Genomic DNA, 19,759 nt, shown 5'->3' on the forward strand with positions numbered 1-19,759 from the left:
TGACTTCATCCCTTCGGGGCGGGCACCGGCTCCGGCTTGACCTTCGGGGTCTCCTGCGCCGTGTTGGATTCGATCGGCGGCAGGCCCTTCATCAGCTTCTGCTGCAAGTTGGCCAGCACATCGGGATCCGGCTTCAGGTCGCGAGCCTGGTTCCACTGGAAGGTGGCTTCCAGCTTGCGGCCGACGCGCCAGTAGGCGTCGCCGAGGTGATCGTTGAGAACCGGATCTTCCGGCTTCAGCGACACGGCGCGTTCCATTTCGCGCACCGCGTCATCGAACCTGCCGAGGCGGAAATAGGCCCAACCCAGCGAATCGACGATGTAACCGTCGCTCGGCCTGAGGTCGACGGCCTTTTGAATCATCGCCAGGCCTTCCTTGAGGTTCATGTTCATGTCGACCCAGGAATAGCCGAGATAGTTCAGCACTTGCGGCTGGTCGGGGAACAGTTCCAGCGCCTTGCGGAAGTTCGGCTCGGCCTTGGGCCATTCCTTCAGGCGCTCATAAGCGATGCCGCGCTGGTAGAAGATGTTCCAGTTGGCCGCGGTCGGCGCCTTCAGCACCTCGACGGCCTTATCGTAGAGAGTGGCGGCCGAACGGAAATCGTCCTTCGAGGAATAGACGCCACCGAGCGCCAGATAGGCGCGCATGTCATTGGGATGGGCGTCGACCAAGGCTTTCAGATGGGTGATCGCTTCTTCGTGACGGTCGAGATCGGCAAGATTGAGGCCGAGTTGCAGGTCCGAAAGCTCCTTCAGCGGCGAAGCGGCGGGAATCCGGCGATAGAGCGCGATGGCACCTTCGCCGTCCTTCAATTGCTCGGACACGGCGGCGAGTTGCACAAGGGCAGCGTCGCTATCTGGCTTCAAAGCAAGCGCATATTGCAGATAGAGGCGGACGAAGGGCTCGCCGCCACCACGGTTGAGCGCGGTGGCGAGGTCGAGCAGGATTTCGGAGGCGCCATCGGATGGACCGGCAACCAGCGGCGCAATCTTGTCGCCTTTTGCAATTCGGTCGCGCAAGGCGACGATTTCCAGCTTGCCCGGCGAAAACGCCTCGGCCTGGTCGAGCACCGACAGCGCCTTGGTCTTGTCGCCCTTGCGGACCAGGAACGAGGCGTAGGCCTGGGCATTGCGCATCCAGGTTTCGGGAGCGGCACCGCCGGCGGCGGTATCCTGCATGGTCGCGGCATAGATCGCCTCGGCCTTTTCGGGCATGCCGGATGCATCAGCGATCAGGGCGCGGTGGAACGACTTGAACAGGCCGAACCAATCCGGCCCCTGCAGCTTGTCGATGGACGCCATCGCATCGGCAGGCTCGCCGGCGCCTTGCTGCGCCCAGCCGGACATCACCCCGGAGATCAACCGGTCGAGATCGGATTCCAGCGACAGCTTGAGCCAGTACTGCGCCTTGGTGAAATCCTTCTTGTGGAAGGAATCGACGGCGAGCGCCAAGCGCGAGAAACGCTCGACGTCAGGCACTTCCTTGAGCTTGTCGGCATAGACCAGGGACTCGTCGAAGCGCCCTTGCGCGATCAGCGACAGCATCAGGCTCTGCTGCAGGCCGGTGTCGCTCGGGTCAAAGGCCAATGCTTGCTTGTAGTAGGCGATGGCGCTGTCGAGGTCGTTATCGCCTTCGGCGATCCGGGCTGCCAGATAGGCGCCCGAAAATGACGTGATCTTGACCGGTTCGCTGGTCTGCTTGGCATAGGCCGGCAAAGCCGAGATCGTCATGCCTGTCACAATTGCCAGCCTTGTCAGCCAGCGCGCACATCCTTGCCGCATCGTATCCCTTTCAGCCAGGCGCCATCTCCGCATCAGCGGGATCGGCGTAGACTCGATCTTTCCAGGCAAAGCATGGCCTTTTTGGGGTCGCGCTTCAATCCGCCTCGAATTCACAATCCGGGCACCCGATTAACAAATCATGGCGACAGGGGGCAGTTTTCCGATTTTGAATTTCGGCCATGGCCCTGCGCAGCGCCGAATATATCACAGCTTCGACCCTTGAGCTCGGCGCCAATATCAACCCTCGGCTGGCGAGGCGGACCGCTGCACCAGCGTGTCGCTATATCCACCGGCCGCTATCGTGCTGCACAGTTCGTTCCATTCGCAGCCGCCGCAGGCCTTGCGTACAAGGCCAGCCGAAAACGCCTGCCGCATCCGGGCTAAGGTCCCCGTGTCGAGATCGAGGTGGGTGCCGACACGGATTGGCCGCGCCAGCAATTCCTCTACATCCAGCGCGGCGAGCCGGTCCCGCTCGACGACACTCTCGTTGAGACAATGCGGTTCCGGCTCGTCGAGCAAGGGAGCGCAGACATCGTCGGGGCCGGAAACGAGGAGGATGCCCTCGCCCCGGCTCAGGCGCTCCGCGACGCGATCATAATTGGCGATGAAGGCGGGGCTGTATCCCTTGCCCACATAGGTGAGCAGGCAAAGGAGGTGATGGGCGCGCAGCCTGATCGTCACGGATTGGCCGGCTTCGCCTTGCCGCCGGGAAGGGCCATGAGGGTCGCGGCACCCAGCGCTGACTTGAGCAAGCCGCCGACGATGAACGGCAGGAAGCCGAAGGTAACGGCCTGTTCGGCTCCAATCATGACGGCAAGCCATGCTGTGCCAAGCACAAGGCAGGCAAGGTTGCCAAGCAGCATGGCGACGAAGGCAAGCATCACCCTTTTGCCGTTCCAGCCGCGTTCGGCCAGCCAGCCGACCAGTGCGCCGACAAGCGGGAAGGCGAAGAGATAGCCACCCGTCGGCCCGACGAAATGCGCCGCACCCGCTGCCCCTCCGGACAGAACCGGAAAGCCGACCGCACCCTCGACCAGCCAGGCGGCGATGGTGAGCGCGCCAAGCCGCCAGCCATAGAGGGCGCCGATCAGTGTCACCGCAAAGGTCTGCATGTTTACCGGGACCGGCACCATCGGCACCTCGATATAGGACGCCAGCGCCAGGAACAGCGTGCCAAGCACGACGGCTCCAACCTGCCAGGCAAGAGAACGATCCTGGAGCTGGAGCGGACTGAACGACGGCTTGCCGGGTGAGAATGCGACGTCTGTCATTGGGATTCCTTCGATCGATTGCAAATTATAGATAATTTCTGTTTTCGATCTATTATCGAATCCACACTTCCCTGGGGATTGCAAGCCCTGGCTTTGGCGGAGGCCGTCTAACCTACTATGGCGAAGGCTTCGCGCGTCGTTCCGGAAGCCGTCCTGACCGGCTTGCGGCCAATCCATTGGACGTGCCGCCCCAGTGTGACGGCCGCGGATTCGGTGTTTCCCTGCCGCAAGGCGGTGAGGATCGCGCGATGGTCCTGATCGGTGCGCGTCTCCCACTCCGACCGCCATGCCGCGAACAGGAAACGGGCGCTTGCCGCGTGCAGGTCGTCGATGGTCGCGAGCAGGCGCGACATGCCGCATGGCGACAGGATCAAGCGGTGGAAGGCGCGGTTGGCCTCTTCCCACGACCTGACATCGCGGGACTTGTCGCCGGCCTTGGTCGCCTCCTCGGCGAGATCGAGAATGGCCGATGTCAGATGCGGCGCGGCGTGGCGCAGCGCCAGCACTTCGAGTGCTGCCCGCATTTCGGCGACCTCCTTGACCTCGCCCAGATCGAAAGACGCGACACGCACGCCGCGGCGCGGCTCGCCGATGGCCAGTCCCTGCGCCTCGAGACGGCGGAAGGCCTCGCGCACCGGAACATGGCTGGTTTGGAATTCCTCGGCGATATGATCCTGCCGAAGCCTGGCCCCTGGCTCGATCGCACCGGAAATGATCCGGTCCGCCAGAACCTTGCTGATGCGCACCGCGATGGTGTCGTCCGTGCCCTTTGCCATGTTTATAGATAATTTGCGGCAGGGCAGCTTGTCGAGCCAATTGCAGTCGAAATCGCGAGGCGCCAGAAGCAAGACTCAAGGCTGTGAGACGAAACCGTCGAGTGCAGGCATCGCCACGGTGATCAGGTCATGCAGCCGCTTCTTCGGCACCCCGTCGCGCGCCTGCACAGAGAGGCCAAACAACAGCGTGGTGTAGTAGTCGCCAAGCGCTTCCGGATCAGTATCCGGCTTGAGGTCGCCGTCGCGAACGCCCTTTCTCAGGCGCTCGACAATCAATGCATTGCGCGCCAGTCGGCGCTCGGCCAGCCAGTGCAGCACGTTATCGTTTTCCGTGGCGCAGTTGGTGGCGGCCGAGACGACCATGCAGCCTTTCGGCAAGTCCGGCCTTGTGTAGATTTCGATTGCATCGCGCAGCAACCGCTCGACAAACCGCCTTGCGGTCGGCTCCTCGGCAAGCGCGCTGGTGGCGAAGCTTCCTTCGCTGGTTTCGTAGAGAACAACGGCTTCGCGAAACAGATCCTCCTTCGAGCCAAAGGCGGCATAGATGCGCGCCGATGCCAGACCAAGCATGGACACGAGGTCGGCCATCGAGGTGCCCTCGTAGCCGCGCATCCAGAAGGCATCGCGCGCTTTCTGCAGAGCCTGGGCTCTGTCGAACTCCCTTGGCCGTCCCGCCATCGCCGTCTCCATTTCTTTATCGATCAACAAATAATCCGCTTGACTCCGGATTGCAAACCCAATTCTTTGTCGATCGATAAAGAATCAAAAGGAGATTGGCATGAGTTCACTCGATCAAGGGGTGCCGTTCGGCGCCACTGCGACACAGGGAGGGGTTGGCGCGAAGCGCGGCGCCACGCTGGCATTGCTCGCCTTCGCCCAGCTTATCATCGCTCTCGACATCAACATCGTCTTCGTGGCGCTGCCCGAAATCGGGGCTGGGCTGGGCTTTTCCGGCCAGACCTTGCAATGGGTGGTGAGCGCCTACACCGTGTTTACCGGCGGTTTTCTGCTGTTCGGCGGCCGCGCCGCCGACCTTATCGGTCAGCGCCGCATTTTCATCTTCGCTCTCTGGCTCTATGCGCTTTCGTCGCTGGTCGGCGGCCTCGCCTGGTCGCCGGAAATCATCATCGCTGCCCGCGCTGTACAAGGCATCGGCGGCGCTTTCCTGTTCCCGGCGACGCTCTCGCTGATCAATCGCCTGTTTGCCGAAGGACCGGAACGCAACAGGGCGCTGGCGGTGTGGGGCGGTGCCGGCGCGAGCGGCCTCACCCTTGGCTCACTGGCCGGTGGATTCCTGACAGGCGCCTTCGGCTGGTCGTCGGTCTTCTACGTCAATGTGCTGCTGGCTGGCATAGCCATCATCGCCGCATTTGCCATCATTCCACGCGATCCCAAGCGGCACCAGCGCCGCAACTTCGATCTGCCTGGCGCGCTGACCGTCACTGCGGGCGCCACATTGCTGGTCTTCACGCTGGTCCAGGGACCTGAATATGGCTGGGGTTCGCCAGCGATCGTCGCCAGCGCCGCGCTGGCAGCGATCTTCATCATCGCCTTCGCGCTGATTGAGGCGAAGAGCGCTGACCCGCTGATGCCGCTGCGGCTGTTCCGCAATCGCAGCCTCGTCGCCGGCATGACGATCACCTTCCTGTTCATGGGAACGTTCGGGGCCCTGCCCTATTTCCTCACCGTCCTGTTGCAGACCGTGCATGGCTTCACCGCGCTGGAAACCGGCCTCGCCTTCCTGGTGCCGTCGATCGCCATCGCCGCCGGCACGCAGCTCGGTGAACGCCTGGCAACGCGCTTTTCAACCCGCTCGACCCTGGTCGGCGGCATGGTCATAGGGGCGGCCGGCACGGCGCTGATGGTCCTTGGAGCATCAGCCAACAGCTTCTATCTGGCTCTCGTTCCAGGGCTGATCATCTCCGGTGTCGGACAGGGCATCGTCTGGACCGCCATGTGGATCGCGGCCGCGTCGGGCGTGGCTCACGACGAACAGGGCGTCGCCTCGGGGATGGCCTGCACGACGCTCAACATCGGCAACGCGATCGGCATGGCGACGTTGATCGCGATCGCCAACAGCCATGTCGGCGGATTGAGCGGCGATGCACTGAAGGCCGCGATAGCCGACGGCATACAGATCGCCTTCTGGCTGGCGGCGGCGGGCATCGTTGTCAGCCTGCTTGCCGCAATCGCTTTGCCGGGAAAGGCGAAGTAGCCGGCAACCGGGTGACGCCGCTCAGTTCACCCGGCTGATGCAGAAATCGATGACGTCGATCAGCGCCGATTTCTGCGGCGTCGCTTCCAGCGGCGCCAGCGCGTCGCGGGCGATCTCGCCGAAATGGCGGGCGCGTCCGATCGTGTCGGCAATGGCGCCATGGCGAGTCATCAGGCCGATCGCCTTTTCCAGACCGGCGTCATCGGTGACATTGTCCTCGATGGCACGCTTCCAGAAAGTGCGCTCGGCCTTCGTGCCCCGCCGATAGGCGAGAATGACCGGCAAGGTCACCTTGCCTTCGCGGAAATCGTCGCCGACATTCTTGCCGAGATCCTTGCTGGTGCCGCCATAGTCCAGCGCGTCATCGATCAGCTGGAAGGCAAGGCCGAGATTCATGCCGTAGGAGCGCAGCGCCGCACGATCGTTGCGGGTCGCCTGGGCAATGACGGGGCCGACCTCGGCAGCAGCCGAAAACAGTGCGGCGGTCTTGGCCTTGATGACGGCGAAATGCTCGTCCTCGGTGGTTTCGAGGTTCTTGGCGGCGGCAAGCTGCATAACCTCGCCCTCGGCGATGATGGAGGCAGCACTCGACAGGATATCGAGCGCTTCGAGCGAGCCGACATCGACCATCATGCGGAAAGCCTGGCCGAGCAGGAAGTCGCCGACCAGCACGCTTGCCTGGTTGCCCCAGATCATGCGGGCGGTCTTCTTGCCGCGCCGCATGCCGCTCTCGTCGACGACATCGTCGTGGAGAAGCGTCGCCGTGTGCATGAATTCGACGGAGGTGGCGAGCTTGACGTGGCCCTCGCCGGCATAGCCGAACATCTGCGCGGCGGCCAGCGTCAGCATCGGCCGCAGCCGTTTGCCGCCGGACGAGATCAAATGGTTGGCGACCTCCGGGATCATCTCGACGTCGGAGCCGGCCTTGGACAGGATCAATTCATTGACGCGCCCCATATCCGCCACTGTCAGATCGATCAGATCCTTGATGGAGGCGGGCTCCCGCTTCCCGTTTTCGATGTTGAGAACGACACCCACAACAATCACTCCCGTCTTGGTATAGAGCGTGCGACGGCACCCTTAGTCCCTGCATGGACTCTAGGGCGGCGGACATGGCCACGGCAAGTGGCGAATTGGCGCGGCGTCGATGACGGAATGTCAACGACCCGAGAGGGAACGGGGACCCGAGAGGGAACGGGGCTCTGCCTCGGAATCCCCTCCCCGTTTACATCAATAGCGCAAACTGCGAGTTTCATACGATGATAGAACTTGTCCGCACCAACGATGCCGTGATCATCTCCTTTGTTGAATCGCTGATGTGCGACGCCGGCATCGCCTGCTTTGTCGCCGATCAGAATATGAGCATTCTAGAAGGGTCGATCGGCCTTTTGCAGAAACGCGTCATGGTCGATGCCGACCAGGCCGACGCGGCACGGCGCATCCTCAGGGATGCCGGCATCGCCAACGAAATCCGCGGAAAATAATGTCCGCCGCGCCCGCCGCCCTTGTCCCGGATACGCCGGCCCATACGGTCGACGCTTTCCATCGCGGCCGGTTCTGGCTCGTCCAGCCCAAGCAGGGCGGCCATCGCGCCGGCATGGATGCGATGATGCTGGCGGCATCCGTGCCATCGACCTTTGGCGGGCGCCTGGCCGATTTCGGCGCCGGAGCCGGAGCTGCCGGACTGGCGGTGCTGTCACGCTGCCCGGCGGCAGAGGCGGTGCTTGTCGAACGCGCGCCGGAAATGGCGGCCTTCGCGGCGGCGACGCTTGCCCATCCCGGCAATGCCCATCTCAGCGATCGCGCATCCGTGCTGGGCGCCGATGTCACCGTATCGGGCCGGGCGCGGGCAGCCGCCGGCCTCGCCGACAACGACTTCGACTTCGTCATCATGAACCCGCCGTTCAATGCTCCCCGGGACCGCGCCACATCGGATCGCCTGCGAAAGGAAGCCCATGTCATGGAGGACGGGCTGTTCGAGAGCTGGATCAGAAGTGCGGCGGCGGTGGTGAGGCCGCGCGGCGGGTTCGCCGTAATCGCCCGGCCCGAACAGCTCGGAGCCATTCTCGATGCGATCGCCGGCCGCTTCGGCGATGCCGAGATGCTCGCCGTCCACCCTCGTCCCGATGCGGCGGCGATCCGCATCGTCGTGCGGGCAGCGCTCGGGACACGGGGAAAGCTTGCCATCCGCCCGCCCCTGATGCTGCACGCGCAATCAGGCAACGGCCCCGACGAGCGCAGCGAAATGATCACCAACGGCCTCGCCTCGCTGTTCGGAGATTGAGCTATTCTGCCCGGCCACATTGCCGTTGGCCGGGAAATCCCTACATGCCTGCAACCTATCGACCGGAGACCGCGCCCTCGTGAAACGACTCATCAACCGCCTGTTGCCGAAATCCTGGCGCTCCACCGTCGTCACCATTCCGGTCATCCGGCTGCACGGCACCATCATGGCAGGCGGTGGGCAGTTTCGGCCGAGCCTGTCGCTGGCTTCCACCGCCGGCCTCATCGAGAAGGCGTTTTCCTACGACGCGCCGGCGGTCGCCATCTCGATCAATTCGCCGGGCGGCTCGCCGGTGCAGTCTAGGCTGATCTTCAAGCGCATCCGTGACCTGGCCACGGAAAAGAACAAAAAGGTACTGGTCTTCGTCGAGGATGTCGCGGCGTCGGGCGGCTACATGATCGCGGTCGCCGGTGACGAGATCTTTGCCGATCCGTCCTCCATCGTCGGGTCGATCGGCGTCGTCTCGGCTTCGTTTGGCTTCCCGGAACTGATGAAGAAGATCGGCATCGAGCGACGTGTCCACACCGCTGGCCAGAACAAGGCGGTGCTCGATCCGTTCAAGCCCGAGAAAAAGGAAGATGTCGAGCGGCTGAAGGCGCTGCAGCTCGAGGTGCACGCAACCTTCATCGACCTCGTCAAGGAGCGGCGCGGCACGAAACTGAAGGACGATCCGGACCTGTTCACCGGCCTGTTCTGGACCGGCATCAAGGGCCTCGAACTCGGGCTGGTCGATGCGCTCGGCGACATGCGCACTGTGCTCAAGACCCGTTTCGGGGCGAAAACCCAACTCAGGCTGATCACGACACCGCGCGGTTTCCTTAGCCGCTTCGGCCTGTTCGGCTCAAGCAAGGGCTTTTCAGCGCCCGATATCGCAGCCGCTGCCGCCAGCGGCGTGATCGATGCGGCGGAAGAGCGCGCATTGTGGTCTCGCTTCGGGCTTTGAAAACCCGGCAAAACCGTCTAGCATGAGAGCTTGAGTTTCATGCATGTCGTGTTCCCAAAAGCGGGTCGACATGCATCAACCGACCCGACCGGCCGCCTTCGCCGGCCCAGCGTGGGAGGAGTTTTGGCATGCCGCAGATCATTTTCTTCGCCGTCGTTGGCGTTGCCGCCTATTTCGGCTACCGCACCTTCATTAGGGAAGCCGAGCGCGTGACCGCCAAGGTGCGGCGCACAGAAAAGCAAACGGCCAACGGCGCGATCGGCACTTTGGTCAAGGATCCGAAGACCGGCGAATACCGGCTGGCCAAGGACTGAGCATCATCCCGCAGACGATTGTGGACACCGACATCGGGTCGCGTAGCTGGCACGCACACGCCAAAATCAATCTTGCGCTGCATGTCACCGGCAGGCGCCCTGACGGCTATCATCTGATCGAGAGCCTGGCGGTGTTCACACGGTTTGGCGACAGGGTCGAAATCGCGCCCGCCGACGGCGATGAGTTTACCGTATCCGGCCGTTACGCCCCGGCCGTTCCTCTCGACGCCAGCAATCTGGTGCTCAAGGCGCGCGATGCCCTGCGGCAGACAGCCGGGCACGAGAGAACACCGCCGGTCGCTATTCGGCTGGAAAAGAACCTGCCGGTTGCCTCCGGCGTCGGCGGCGGTTCGAGCGACGCGGCGACCGTGCTGCGCGGACTGGTGGAGACATGGGCGCTGGACATCGATGGCAGCGAGCTGGCGCGGATCGGCCTTTCGCTTGGCGCCGATGTGCCGATGTGCCTGGCGGCAAAGCCGCTGGTGGCGCGTGGCATCGGCGATGAACTGTCGATGGTGCCGGATTTTTCGGCGCTTGGCCTGGTGTTGGTCAATCCAGGCACCCCGGTGTCGACGGCGGATGTCTTTGCAGCGCTTTCCCGGCGCGACAATGAGGCCTTGCCGCCGCTGCCGCGCAGCATCGATTTTCACAGCCTGCGCAACTGGCTGGAGATCACCCGCAACGATCTCGAGCCCGCGGCGCTGGAGGTGCAACCCGCAATCGGCAGGGCGCTTTCCTGGCTGAACAAGGCCGGATCGGGGTTCTCGCGGATGTCGGGATCCGGCGCGACATGTTTCGGCCTGTTCGAAACCGGCAATGTCGCCAAGCGCGCCGCCGCCGAAATCCGCGGCCGCCAGCCCGACTGGTTCGTTGCCGCGACGCGCAGCATCGCATCGGAGGGCGCAGATGGCCAGAATTGACGAGAGCCGCTCCTTCATTCCCGTGCGCATCGCGGTGCTGACCGTTTCGGATACGCGCAGCCTCGCCGACGACAAATCCGGCCAGACGCTGGCCGACCGCATCACCGAGGCCGGCCATCTGCTGGCGGCCCGCAATATCGTCACCGACGACCGCGAGAAAATCCGCGACACGGTTCTGGCGTGGTCACAGGACAAGAATATCGATGTCGTCATCACCACCGGCGGCACCGGCTTCACAGGCCGTGACGTGACGCCGGACGCGCTGGAGCCGATCTTCGAAAAGCGCATGGATGGCTTTTCGGAAGTGTTCCACCGGATTTCCTACGACAAGATCGGCACCTCGACGATCCAGAGTCGGGCGACCGGCGGCGTCGTCAACGCCACCTTCGTCTTCGTGCTGCCGGGTTCGCCAGGCGCCTGCAAGGACGCGTGGGACGGCATCCTGAAAGCGCAGCTCGACTACCGGCACATGCCGTGCAACTTCGTCGAGATCATGCCGCGCCTGGACGAGCATTTACGGCGCGGCAAATCGGCTTTGTAAAAGCCAGGCAAAGCGTCGGTTCCACGCCGCTTTTGCAGGCAGAACAGCACCGGTGCCTTCGAAACACCATTCCAAACCGAACCTCGGAAAAGTACCTTGCCTGAAGGCGATCATCGCCATCACGACAAGGCAGAACCATGACCACGCATACCGGCGGATGCCATTGCGGCAACATACGCCTTGCATTTTCAACCGAACTCGACCCATCGCAAATCGAAGTTCGCGCCTGCCAATGCTCGTTCTGTGTCAGACATGGTTCGCGCGCCATTGCCGATCCGGACGGCAGACTGACCATCTCGGTCAAGGATGAGGCGCGATTGCGAAAATATCAGTTCGGGCTGAGGACGGCCGACTATTTGATCTGCCGGGATTGCGGCGTCTATGTCGCCGCAATCGCCGGAGAGGATGACGCAAGGGCGATCGTCATCATCAACGCCCTGGACGACCGAGAGCGGTTCAATCAGGAGCCGGCTCGTGTCGACTTCGATGCCGAAAGCCGGGCACAGCGCCAAGCCAGGCGCCGCGCTCACTGGACGCCTGTCGAGATGAGCTTCGGATAGGCAGCTCTCAGCGGATGACCGGCTCGCCATGAAACCGTCGGCGCGACGGCGGCGATACGCCGAAGCCGACTTCCATCATCAGTCGCGGCGTGCGTGCCGGCACGGTGCCCATATGAAAGCCAAAGGGGTCCTCGACGAAGCCGAGACCGGCCTCGCCGGTCAGCGTCACCGGGCTCTGCTCGCCATAGACATCCAGAACCTGTTGCGCGGGATGGCCGACCAGAAGGGTAAGCTGATGCTTTAGGCTGCGGCGCTTGTGGCTGCCCCTGACATAGACATGCGGACCGGTGTCGGCGTCGACCGGCTTGAGGTAGAAGAAGAATTTCAGCATGCGCCAGTCGTCGAGGTCAAAATGATACTTGCCGAGCGAGGCGAGGTTCTTGTCGGCATCCGAAGCGGCACCTGTGGGAAAACTCCACCAGACCCGCGTCGTGATCAGTTTCGCCTGGCCGCCGAGATAGTGCGCGGCAATATCCAGAAGCAGCGGATCGCGCTGGATGGCAAGCGCCGCCGGGCAGTCGAGGATGCGCTCGAAAAAATGCCCGCTAAGCAGCGAGCGGCCAAGGCGTTTCTCGGCCTCGGCATGTTCCCCCGGCATGAATTCGAGACGGCGGTCGAAATTGCCGAAGCAAGGCGTGCGCCCGGCGAAGTCGGCGATCTCTTCATGGATATCAGGCGGCAGGACCAGGCCTGAGAACAGCCCGTCGGAGCGCAACGCATCGACGACCGCTCCCCGTTCGACACCGGCAAACATCGTATCCCCGGCATTGGCGACCGGGCGGGCGCGCTTTGCGCCGAGCCAATGCATGCGGCGTCCGGGCATGGTGCGCGCCAACACGAACATCGGCAGCCAGGCAGGGTTCTCACGCAGGTCCGTCAGATAGGTTGGAATACGCACGGCGATGCGCCGCAGCAGGCTGCCGTTGCGCGCAATGGCCTCGAGACTGGCCGCGCCGGATGTGTCGGGGGTTGAAAGCTTCATTGGGTCCTCGGCTATGAGAGCACCACCGATGCCGCATCGGTGCTCGCCTCTCGGCATGACCCAAACCCAATTCCCGCTTGAACGGAAGCTAACCCCGCGTCAAACTTTGTGCAATGCACAATGACCTGAGCAACTGCAAAAAATCACGTCGAGGGGCGGCGCTCCTGCTTGGCCGGCGCCATCCAGATTTCGGCGTCGAGCCGCTTCGTCGCGAGGCCGCGGGCGATGGCCTCGGCACTGCCGGCACTCTTGGCCGCGGCCGCCGCCTGACGCTTGCTGATCAGCAAGCCGTCGGCCAAGGCGCGGTTTCCCGAAAAGACCCGGGCCAGGAATGGCGTGCGACTGGCTCGCGTGCGCGAAAACCGTGCCGCCATGGTCTGCCTGGCCGTATGGGCGACAACTTCATCGATCCAGCCCTCCACCAGCCGCGCGCCCGGCTCCAGGAGCAGCAACCAATCCCCCTTGGCCTGGCGGATGCCGGCAGCGACACCGCCCGTCACGTACTGACAGCCGGCATGCTCGGCCACATGATGCGTCTGGTCGGTAGAGCCTGTGTCGCAGACGATGACTTCACGCACCACGCCTTCGACCGCGCCGCCAATCAGCGAGGCGAGCGTGCGGGCGAGGCCCTCCTCGTCGTTGCGGGTTTCGATGAGAACACTGAGCATCCTTAGCCGAATAGCGGAAAGCGCCCGACAGCGCCAGTTTTGCATCGCACCATAGAAAGTTCTTGCTTTGTTCTTATCAACGAAATAGGAATAATTTCATGAGCAGAGCGATTCGACACAACATGGACAGTCCCTGGGAGCGGGCGAAAATGGAACAGATCGTGCGCGCCGACATTGCAGCTTTCGGAGCAGGAAGAGCCGAGATGGCCAACGCGATGGTCGAGCAGAGCGGCATGCGTGTCCGCCCGGACCGCAACCGCGGCAGGTCAGCGGGTATCAATCCGTCCGGCCGGTTCGAGCCGGTCAGCCGGCACGTGTTCGACGATGGCTGGAATTCGCTGGAGGAACTGCCGCCCTTCAAGACCGAAGTGCAGGTCGAGAAGCCGCGCACAATCATCACCCGCAACGAATCGCCCGACATTTCCTTCGACCGTTCCATCAACCCCTATCGCGGCTGCGAGCATGGCTGCGTCTATTGCTTTGCCCGCCCGACGCACGCGTTCATGGGCCTGTCGCCGGGTCTGGATTTCGAATCGAAGTTGTTCGCCAAGCCTGATGCGGCGCGCTTGCTTGACAAGGAGCTTTCGAAAGACAGCTACCAGCCGCGCACCATCGCCATCGGCACCAACACCGACCCCTACCAGCCGATCGAGAAGCAATACCGGATCATGCGCGAAATTCTCGAAGTGCTGGAAGCGCGCGGCCATCCAGTCGGCATCGTGACAAAGTCCGCTCTGGTGACGCGCGATATCGATATCCTGTCACGCATGGCCGAACGCGGGCTCGCCAAGGTGGCGCTGTCGGTGACGACGCTCGACCGTATGCTGGCGCGCACCATGGAGCCGCGCGCGTCGACACCGACCAAGCGGCTGGAAGCGATCCGGCAGCTTTCGGATGCCGGCATTCCGGCGTCGGTCATGGTGGCTCCTATCATTCCGGGCCTGACCGATCCGGAGATGGAACGCATCCTCGATTCCGCACGTGCGGCCGGCGCGCGCGAAGCGGGCTACGTGATCCTGCGCCTGCCGCTGGAGGTCAGCCCGATCTTCAAGGATTGGCTGCTGCGCCATTATCCCGACCGCTACCGCCATGTGATGTCGCTGGTCCGCTCGATGCGCGACGGCAAGGACTACGATTCGGAATGGGGCAAGCGCATGAAGGGCGCCGGTCCCTACGCCTGGCAGATCGGCCGGCGCTTCGAGATCACAGCCAAGCGGCTCGGCCTCAATGCCGAACGGCGCACGCTGCGGACCGACCAGTTCGTTGCCGCCGGGAAAGACCAGGTGCAGCTGACGCTGCTTTGAGAGACAATTCGTCGCGGTGGTTTGATCCGTCGCGGCACCAGAATCCCGTCCGGCCTGCCCCGGCCTGCAGACGGTGCCCTCCCGGTCCGGCGCCCCACCCGACCCGGAGGGACTTGCGGAGAATCAGAGCCGATGCGAACCTCGCCGCAACATGGCTCGCGCGCGTTCTGATTCTCCGCCTCTCTTTGAGATCATCGAGAAGCCTGACTTCTCCTTCGAGACGAAGGCGATGGCGGAGGGCCTGTGGCCGGTCGCCGGGATGGACGAGGCCGGCCGTGGCCCCCTGGCCGGGCCGGTGGTCGCCGCGGCCGTGGTGCTCGATCCCGCCAACATTCCGGACGGCCTCGACGATTCCAAACGCCTCAGCCATTTGCAGCGTGAGGCCTTGTTCCTGCGAATTCTCGGCTCTGCGCAGGCGGTCTCAATGGCCTCCATCAGCGCCGAGGGCATCGACGGCAGCAACATCCTCAAGGCAAGCCTGGAAGCCATGCGCCGCGCCCTGGTCGGGCTGTCGGTCCGACCGAAACTCGCCCTTGCCGACGGACGCGACGTGCCACCGGGGCTGCCTTGTGAAGGGCGCGCGCTGATCAAGGGCGACCAGCGTTCGCAATCGATCGCTGCCGCCTCGATCGTCGCCAAGGTAATGCGGGACCGCATGATGTGCGGATGCGGCAACCACCACGACCGCTACGGGTTCGAAGTCCATATGGGCTACGCCACGCTTCGCCATCGCACCGCGATCGAAGCGCATGGCCCGGTGGCGCGGCTGCATCGCGTGTCGTTTTCGCCGTTCAGGCTGGGTGGCGCTGAAGTGGTCGAAGAAGAGAGCTTTGCTGGGCTGGATTGAGCAACGGCAGCAGCGACAAGTCAATCTCCCCCTTGTGGGGAGATTGACCGCTTCAGCGTCTCACGCACTCTCCAAGCAAAAAAGCCGCCAGGTTGCCCGGGCGGCTTTAATTGTATGAGGGCTGTGAGGGCTCAGTTCAGCTTCGACTTCACGTCCGCAAGCGAAGCCTTGAACAGATCGGCACCGGCCTTGGCGTCGATCTTGCCGGCAAGCAGCGCGCGCGCTGCCTCGACGGCGATATCGACGGCGCTGGCGCGGACTTCGCTGATGGCGTCACGCTCGGCCTGGCCGATCTTCTGTTCGGCAAGCGCGGTGCGCCTGACAACATAGTCCTCGGTTTTCTTGTGCGCCTCGGCGGCAAGCATATCGGCTTCGCGCTTGGCGGCGGCGACGATGTCGGCGGCCTCCTGCTCGGCTTCCTTGCGCTTGCGCTGATACTGGCCAAGCAGTTGCTGGGCCTCCTCGCGCAGTCGGCGTGCTTCGTCCAGTTCATTGCTGATCCTGGCGGCGCGGGCGTCGAGCGCCTTGGCGATCAGGCGAGGCACCTTGATGTAGACGGCAATGCCCAGGAAGATGACCAGGGCAACCGTGGCCCAGAGCGTCGCGAGAGATGTGTAATCCATGATGCGCTCCTCACCGGGCCACGGATTTGACCGCGGCCGCGATCTCGGCCTTGCTGGCCTTGCCGCCAGCCAGGGCTTCGACGATCGCCGAAGCGGTATCCTCGGCGATGCTGCCGACTTCCTTCATGGCATTGGCCTTGATGGAAGAAATGCGGGCTTCGGCTTCGCCAAGCTTGGCGTCGAGCGCGGCCTCGACCTTCTTGCGCGCGGTGTCGGCCTCGGCCTTGGCCGCGTCGTTGGCCTGCTGGCCGATCGCGTTGGCCTTGGTCTTGGCTTCCGCCAGTTCCTGCTCGTAGGCAGCAACGGCGGCGTCGGCCTCGCCCTTCAACTTGGCCGCCTGATCAAGGTCCTGCGTGATGCGATCGTTGCGGACATCGATGATGCCGCCGACGCGCGGCATCACCACCCGCTTCAGGAAGAGATAGAACAGCCCGAAGGTGATCGCCAGCCACAGAAGCTGCGACGGGAACGTCGCCGGATCGAATGGCGGAAACGTGCCATGCGCTTCAGCAGGCACGCTGGTGCCGGAATGCGTTTCGCCTTCCGTCGCAGCGTGGCTGGTATCGGCTGATGGCGCGGACTCTTGCGCAAAGGCAGATGTCACGAACATGGACTATCCCCGAAATTCAGGCCCGCCGCTTGCGCGGCCGGCCTGTCCAATCTTCCCGAGTGCTCAGCCGAACAGGGCCAGAAGCGCGATGAGAAGCGAGAAGATGCCCAGAGCTTCGGTCACGGCGAAGCCGAAGATCAGGCGGCCGAACTGGCCATCGGCAGCCGACGGGTTGCGCAGAGCGCCCGCCAGGTAGCTGCCGAAGATGTTGCCGAGGCCAATGCCCGCGCCACCCATGCCCAGGCAAGCGATGCCGGCGCCGATGTACTTTGCTGCTTCTGCGTCCATTTGTTCAACTCCTTTGGATCTAAAATTCCGTTGCGATTCCATCCGGCGCCAATGTTGGAAATTCCTGGGCCGGAAACTTTTGGACCTAATGCCCGGGGTGCAGGGCGTCGTTGAGATACATGCAGGTCAACACGGCAAAGACGTAGGCCTGCAGGAAGGCGACCAGCAGTTCCAGTGCCGTCAGCGCCACCGCCATCGCCAGAGGCAGGATAGAGCCGGCGACGCCGACCGCGCCGAGCGCGCTCAGGCTGACCACGAAGCCGGAGAACACCTTCAGCGTGATGTGGCCGGCGAGCATGTTGGCGAACAGACGAACCGAGAGGCTGACCGGGCGCGACACGAAGGAGATCACTTCGATCAGCACCACCAGTGGCAGCAGGAAGACCGGCACGCCATGCGGCACGAACAGTTTCAGGAAGCCAAAACCATGCTTCATGAAGCCGTAGACGACCACGGTTGCGATCACCAGCACAGCAAGGCCGAAGGTGACGATGATGTGGCTGGTGACGGTGAAGAAATACGGGAACAGGCCAAGCAGATTGGCGACGAGCACGAACATGAACAGCGAGAACACGAGAGGGAAGAACTTCATGCCTTGCGTGCCGGCGGCATCGCGCAACATGTTGCCGACGAACTCGTAGGCCATCTCGGAGACCGACTGAAGCCGCCCGGGAACCAGGCTGCGGCTCGACGTCGTGAGAAACAGGAATCCAGCCGCGACGATCACGGTTGCGACCATGAACAGCGCCGAATTGGTGAAAGACAGGTCATAGCCGCCGATGTCGATCGGAATCAGCTTGTTGATATGGAACTGGTGGATCGGATCGACCTTGTCAGCTGCCACGTTCAAACCCCGTCAATGCCGCGTACGGCCTCGTTACCATTACCGCACATGAAGCGCGGTCATTTCTTGTCGTCTTGGTCACGGCGCGATTTATCGCCCTGTCCAAATTCTGCCACAACGCCGGCGGAACGCATCACATTGAGCACTCCGGCGCCAAAACCAAGCAGCAGAAACACGATCAGACCCCATGGCGATGTCCCCGCCAGACGGTCGATGATCCAGCCGATGCCGGCACCCACCACCACCCCGGCGATAAACTCGCTGGAGAGTTTGAGCGCCTGACCATAACCGGCCACACTGCCCGCTTTCGCGTCGTCTTTCCCCTCGAGCCGGCCCGGCCGCCTTGTCGCAAGCGAAGCTTCAAGGTCACGGCGGCGGCGCTCAAGATCGTCGTCGCGGATATCGGGTTCATGCTGATTGCCGCGGCCGGTTTTTCCGGTTCCGTCTGGCCCATTCTTGTCGGCCATCGCAACCCCCCTGCCCGGTCAGACCGTCACCGTCCGTCCGCTTCTAAAGTCGCCGGCAACATAGTTAGAGGGTTTGCGCCCGTCAAGCCACGGGCGGAAGTTCATTGCCATGTATTTTAGGCAATAAAATCAATCAATTAGAAAGGTGCGACATCGTGCCCGCCATGATGACGAGGATGCATGGCGCGAATCCCCTGCGCAATGGCTCTTCGATAGGCTGCGCGCCACATCAAAGATCAGCGGCTGCTCTGCACTCAGCTCCAGCCGCCGCCATAGGTCCGATAGAAGATATGCAGGCCGATCTTGGTCATCTTCTGCATCGTGCGCGCCCAGCCGGGATGGACATATTGGGCATAGTAGTGGGTCGACGATCCGACCTCCGGGATGAAGATCTTGCCGGCAGTGACGGCCATGGCGATCTCCTGGGCGGTCTTGTAGGCGGCTGGGCTATCGATGCGCTTCTTCCTGCCGTCGCAGGCGAAGGAGAATTGGCAGCGGTTGAACCAGCTGTCGTTCTGGTAGACGACGCCGCAGATCGAATTCGGATAGGTCGGATTGCGGACGCGGTTGAGGATGACCTGGGCGACAGCGGCCTGGCCGCGCACGGATTCGCTCCTCGCCTCGAAATAGATGCCGTTGGCAAGGCATGCCTGCTCCTTTTGGGAGAAGACACTGGCGGGCAGCGGGTTCTGGATCCACGAATGATCGCCCTTGGCCATCGGCGGAATGAAGCGGCCCTCATTGGGCTGCTCGTCCTGAAGCAGGGCTTCGAAGGGCGATGCCTTGGCATAATCAGGCTCGGACTGCGCGTAGGCGGTGGCCAGCACGTCCGGATGGTCGTTGTTGACCAGCGCTGCCAGCATGGCCGGCACGCCGGGATCCGGCTTCTTGTCCTCGCGCGCATGGAATGCCGCGGCGATCTGGATTTCCTTGCCTTTGATCTGCGGCTTGGCGAAAGCCATTTTCAGGCCGCTGTCCATGCTGGGCCGCAGCAAGGAGGAGGTGCGCTCGAAGATCGAGCCGGCGTTGAAGTTCTTCGGCGGTGCGACGGGAGACATCTGGACGATGCGCCCTTTCTTCTCGGCGCGCACGACGCGGTCCTCATCGGGCGTGCCGCTGACTTTGCCGCCCTTGCCGCGAAACGACACGTTGCCGACACCGGCCAGGTGGACACCCGATCCGGAGATGGAGCCGGTGACATCAGAATCGGCAAAGGGCATCTCGGCCGCATGGGTCGAGCCGGCGACGGATTTCTCGACATAGGAATTCCAGCGCGTGCTCGATGCTTCGAGGCCGGAAACCAGGCTCGTCATGTCCTGATAGGCGGCGACCGTCGGAAAGCCGATCCAGATGCCGAAACCGATGACGAGCGGAGCCAGAAAGCCACGTTTTCTCTCACCGGCGGCGGCAACCAGCCGCTTCAACACACGTCGATGCACGGAACACTCTCCAGGAACGCGACTGACCCCACTGGAGAGCAAAATGATGCATTAACCTTGATGGGACGTTAACGGCTTCGAT

General features: G+C 63.1%; 24 protein-coding genes. 10 read left to right on the plus strand and 14 right to left on the minus strand.

Annotation, left to right across the window (positions count from 1 at the left end; genetic code table 11):
• Positions 1-5 precede the first annotated feature (5 nt).
• The 5 genes from X735_RS164625 to X735_RS164605 form a co-directional block, all read right to left on the minus strand.
• Positions 6-1,781 carry a tetratricopeptide repeat protein gene (locus X735_RS164625; RefSeq protein WP_023808657.1) on the minus strand — a complete coding sequence of 592 codons (1,776 nt, stop codon included), beginning with the start codon at positions 1,779-1,781 and terminating at the stop codon, positions 6-8.
• Between the two features lie 237 nt (positions 1,782-2,018).
• The gene (locus X735_RS164620; protein ID WP_023808658.1) at positions 2,019-2,462 is read right to left on the minus strand and encodes a DUF1284 domain-containing protein; all 444 of its coding nucleotides are present in this window, start codon (positions 2,460-2,462) and stop codon (positions 2,019-2,021) included.
• Positions 2,459-3,052, minus strand: a complete 594-nt coding sequence (locus X735_RS164615) for a biotin transporter BioY (protein WP_023808659.1) — start codon at positions 3,050-3,052, stop codon at positions 2,459-2,461. The genes X735_RS164620 and X735_RS164615 overlap by 4 nt, the downstream gene beginning before the upstream one ends.
• 107 nt (positions 3,053-3,159) lie before the next feature.
• The gene (locus tag X735_RS164610; protein WP_023808660.1) at positions 3,160-3,828 is read right to left on the minus strand and encodes a GntR family transcriptional regulator; all 669 of its coding nucleotides are present in this window, start codon (positions 3,826-3,828) and stop codon (positions 3,160-3,162) included.
• Between the two features lie 75 nt (positions 3,829-3,903).
• Positions 3,904-4,533, minus strand: a complete 630-nt coding sequence (locus X735_RS164605) for a TetR/AcrR family transcriptional regulator (protein WP_245273037.1) — start codon at positions 4,531-4,533, stop codon at positions 3,904-3,906.
• Positions 4,534-4,606: 73 nt separating this feature from the next.
• Here X735_RS164605 and X735_RS164600 point away from each other — a divergent pair, with 73 nt between their 5' ends.
• A complete protein-coding gene (locus tag X735_RS164600; RefSeq protein ID WP_023808662.1) occupies positions 4,607-6,043 on the plus strand; it encodes an MFS transporter in 1,437 nt (478 codons plus the stop codon).
• A 21-nt stretch (positions 6,044-6,064) separates the two neighbouring features.
• On the opposite strand, the gene X735_RS164595 is transcribed toward X735_RS164600, so the two are convergent.
• Entirely contained in the window at positions 6,065-7,081 is a 1,017-nt protein-coding gene (locus tag X735_RS164595) for a polyprenyl synthetase family protein (RefSeq protein ID WP_023808663.1), read from the minus strand.
• 221 nt (positions 7,082-7,302) lie between these two features.
• Between X735_RS164595 and X735_RS164590 the strand changes: the two genes are divergently transcribed.
• The 7 genes from X735_RS164590 (at position 7,303) to X735_RS164560 (ending at position 11,605) form a co-directional block, all read left to right on the plus strand.
• Positions 7,303-7,527, plus strand: coding sequence for a DUF2007 domain-containing protein (locus X735_RS164590; protein WP_023808664.1), 225 nt, complete (start codon positions 7,303-7,305; stop codon positions 7,525-7,527).
• Positions 7,527-8,327: a methyltransferase gene (locus tag X735_RS164585; protein WP_023808665.1), complete on the plus strand. Its 801-nt coding sequence runs from the start codon at positions 7,527-7,529 to the stop codon at positions 8,325-8,327. The genes X735_RS164590 and X735_RS164585 overlap by 1 nt, the downstream gene beginning before the upstream one ends.
• A 79-nt stretch (positions 8,328-8,406) precedes the next feature.
• A complete protein-coding gene (locus X735_RS164580; RefSeq protein ID WP_023808666.1) occupies positions 8,407-9,270 on the plus strand; it encodes a S49 family peptidase in 864 nt (287 codons plus the stop codon).
• A 128-nt stretch (positions 9,271-9,398) separates the two neighbouring features.
• Positions 9,399-9,584, plus strand: coding sequence for a membrane protein (locus X735_RS164575; RefSeq protein WP_023808667.1), 186 nt, complete (start codon positions 9,399-9,401; stop codon positions 9,582-9,584).
• A gap of 20 nt (positions 9,585-9,604) precedes the next feature.
• Entirely contained in the window at positions 9,605-10,504 is a 900-nt protein-coding gene (locus X735_RS164570) for a 4-(cytidine 5'-diphospho)-2-C-methyl-D-erythritol kinase (RefSeq protein ID WP_023808668.1), read from the plus strand.
• On the plus strand, positions 10,491-11,045 hold the full coding sequence (moaB, locus tag X735_RS164565; RefSeq protein ID WP_023808669.1) for a molybdenum cofactor biosynthesis protein B: 555 nt from the start codon (positions 10,491-10,493) through the stop codon (positions 11,043-11,045). The genes X735_RS164570 and moaB overlap by 14 nt, the downstream gene beginning before the upstream one ends.
• 137 nt (positions 11,046-11,182) lie before the next feature.
• Positions 11,183-11,605, plus strand: coding sequence for an aldehyde-activating protein (locus X735_RS164560; protein WP_023808670.1), 423 nt, complete (start codon positions 11,183-11,185; stop codon positions 11,603-11,605).
• 7 nt (positions 11,606-11,612) lie between these two features.
• On the opposite strand, the gene X735_RS164555 is transcribed toward X735_RS164560, so the two are convergent.
• Entirely contained in the window at positions 11,613-12,587 is a 975-nt protein-coding gene (locus X735_RS164555) for a hypothetical protein (protein WP_023808671.1), read from the minus strand.
• A gap of 143 nt (positions 12,588-12,730) precedes the next feature.
• A complete protein-coding gene (locus X735_RS164550; protein ID WP_023808672.1) occupies positions 12,731-13,255 on the minus strand; it encodes a glycosyltransferase in 525 nt (174 codons plus the stop codon).
• 149 nt (positions 13,256-13,404) lie between these two features.
• Here X735_RS164550 and X735_RS164545 point away from each other — a divergent pair, with 149 nt between their 5' ends.
• Together X735_RS164545 and X735_RS164540 are read left to right on the plus strand one after the other, a co-directional pair.
• On the plus strand, positions 13,405-14,559 hold the full coding sequence (locus X735_RS164545; protein ID WP_023808673.1) for a PA0069 family radical SAM protein: 1,155 nt from the start codon (positions 13,405-13,407) through the stop codon (positions 14,557-14,559).
• Positions 14,560-14,710: 151 nt separating this feature from the next.
• Entirely contained in the window at positions 14,711-15,406 is a 696-nt protein-coding gene (locus X735_RS164540; RefSeq protein ID WP_023808674.1) for a ribonuclease HII, read from the plus strand.
• Between the two features lie 131 nt (positions 15,407-15,537).
• On the opposite strand, the gene X735_RS164535 is transcribed toward X735_RS164540, so the two are convergent.
• The 6 genes from X735_RS164535 to X735_RS164510 form a co-directional block, all read right to left on the minus strand.
• Positions 15,538-16,029 carry a F0F1 ATP synthase subunit B gene (locus X735_RS164535; RefSeq protein WP_023808675.1) on the minus strand — a complete coding sequence of 164 codons (492 nt, stop codon included), beginning with the start codon at positions 16,027-16,029 and terminating at the stop codon, positions 15,538-15,540.
• A gap of 10 nt (positions 16,030-16,039) precedes the next feature.
• On the minus strand, positions 16,040-16,639 hold the full coding sequence (locus X735_RS164530) for a F0F1 ATP synthase subunit B (RefSeq protein WP_023808676.1): 600 nt from the start codon (positions 16,637-16,639) through the stop codon (positions 16,040-16,042).
• Between the two features lie 63 nt (positions 16,640-16,702).
• Positions 16,703-16,927: a F0F1 ATP synthase subunit C gene (locus tag X735_RS164525; RefSeq protein ID WP_006206606.1), complete on the minus strand. Its 225-nt coding sequence runs from the start codon at positions 16,925-16,927 to the stop codon at positions 16,703-16,705.
• 85 nt (positions 16,928-17,012) lie between these two features.
• Positions 17,013-17,771, minus strand: a complete 759-nt coding sequence (locus tag X735_RS164520; RefSeq protein WP_023808677.1) for a F0F1 ATP synthase subunit A — start codon at positions 17,769-17,771, stop codon at positions 17,013-17,015.
• Between the two features lie 59 nt (positions 17,772-17,830).
• Positions 17,831-18,238: an AtpZ/AtpI family protein gene (locus X735_RS164515; RefSeq protein WP_023808678.1), complete on the minus strand. Its 408-nt coding sequence runs from the start codon at positions 18,236-18,238 to the stop codon at positions 17,831-17,833.
• A gap of 254 nt (positions 18,239-18,492) precedes the next feature.
• Positions 18,493-19,677 (minus strand): cell wall hydrolase, encoded by a 1,185-nt coding sequence (locus tag X735_RS164510; RefSeq protein ID WP_023808679.1) that lies wholly within the window; start codon positions 19,675-19,677, stop codon positions 18,493-18,495.
• Positions 19,678-19,759 lie beyond the last annotated feature (82 nt).

The sequence above is a fragment of the Mesorhizobium sp. L2C084A000 genome (genome assembly GCF_000502875.1).
In the GTDB taxonomy this organism is placed as follows: domain Bacteria; phylum Pseudomonadota; class Alphaproteobacteria; order Rhizobiales; family Rhizobiaceae; genus Mesorhizobium.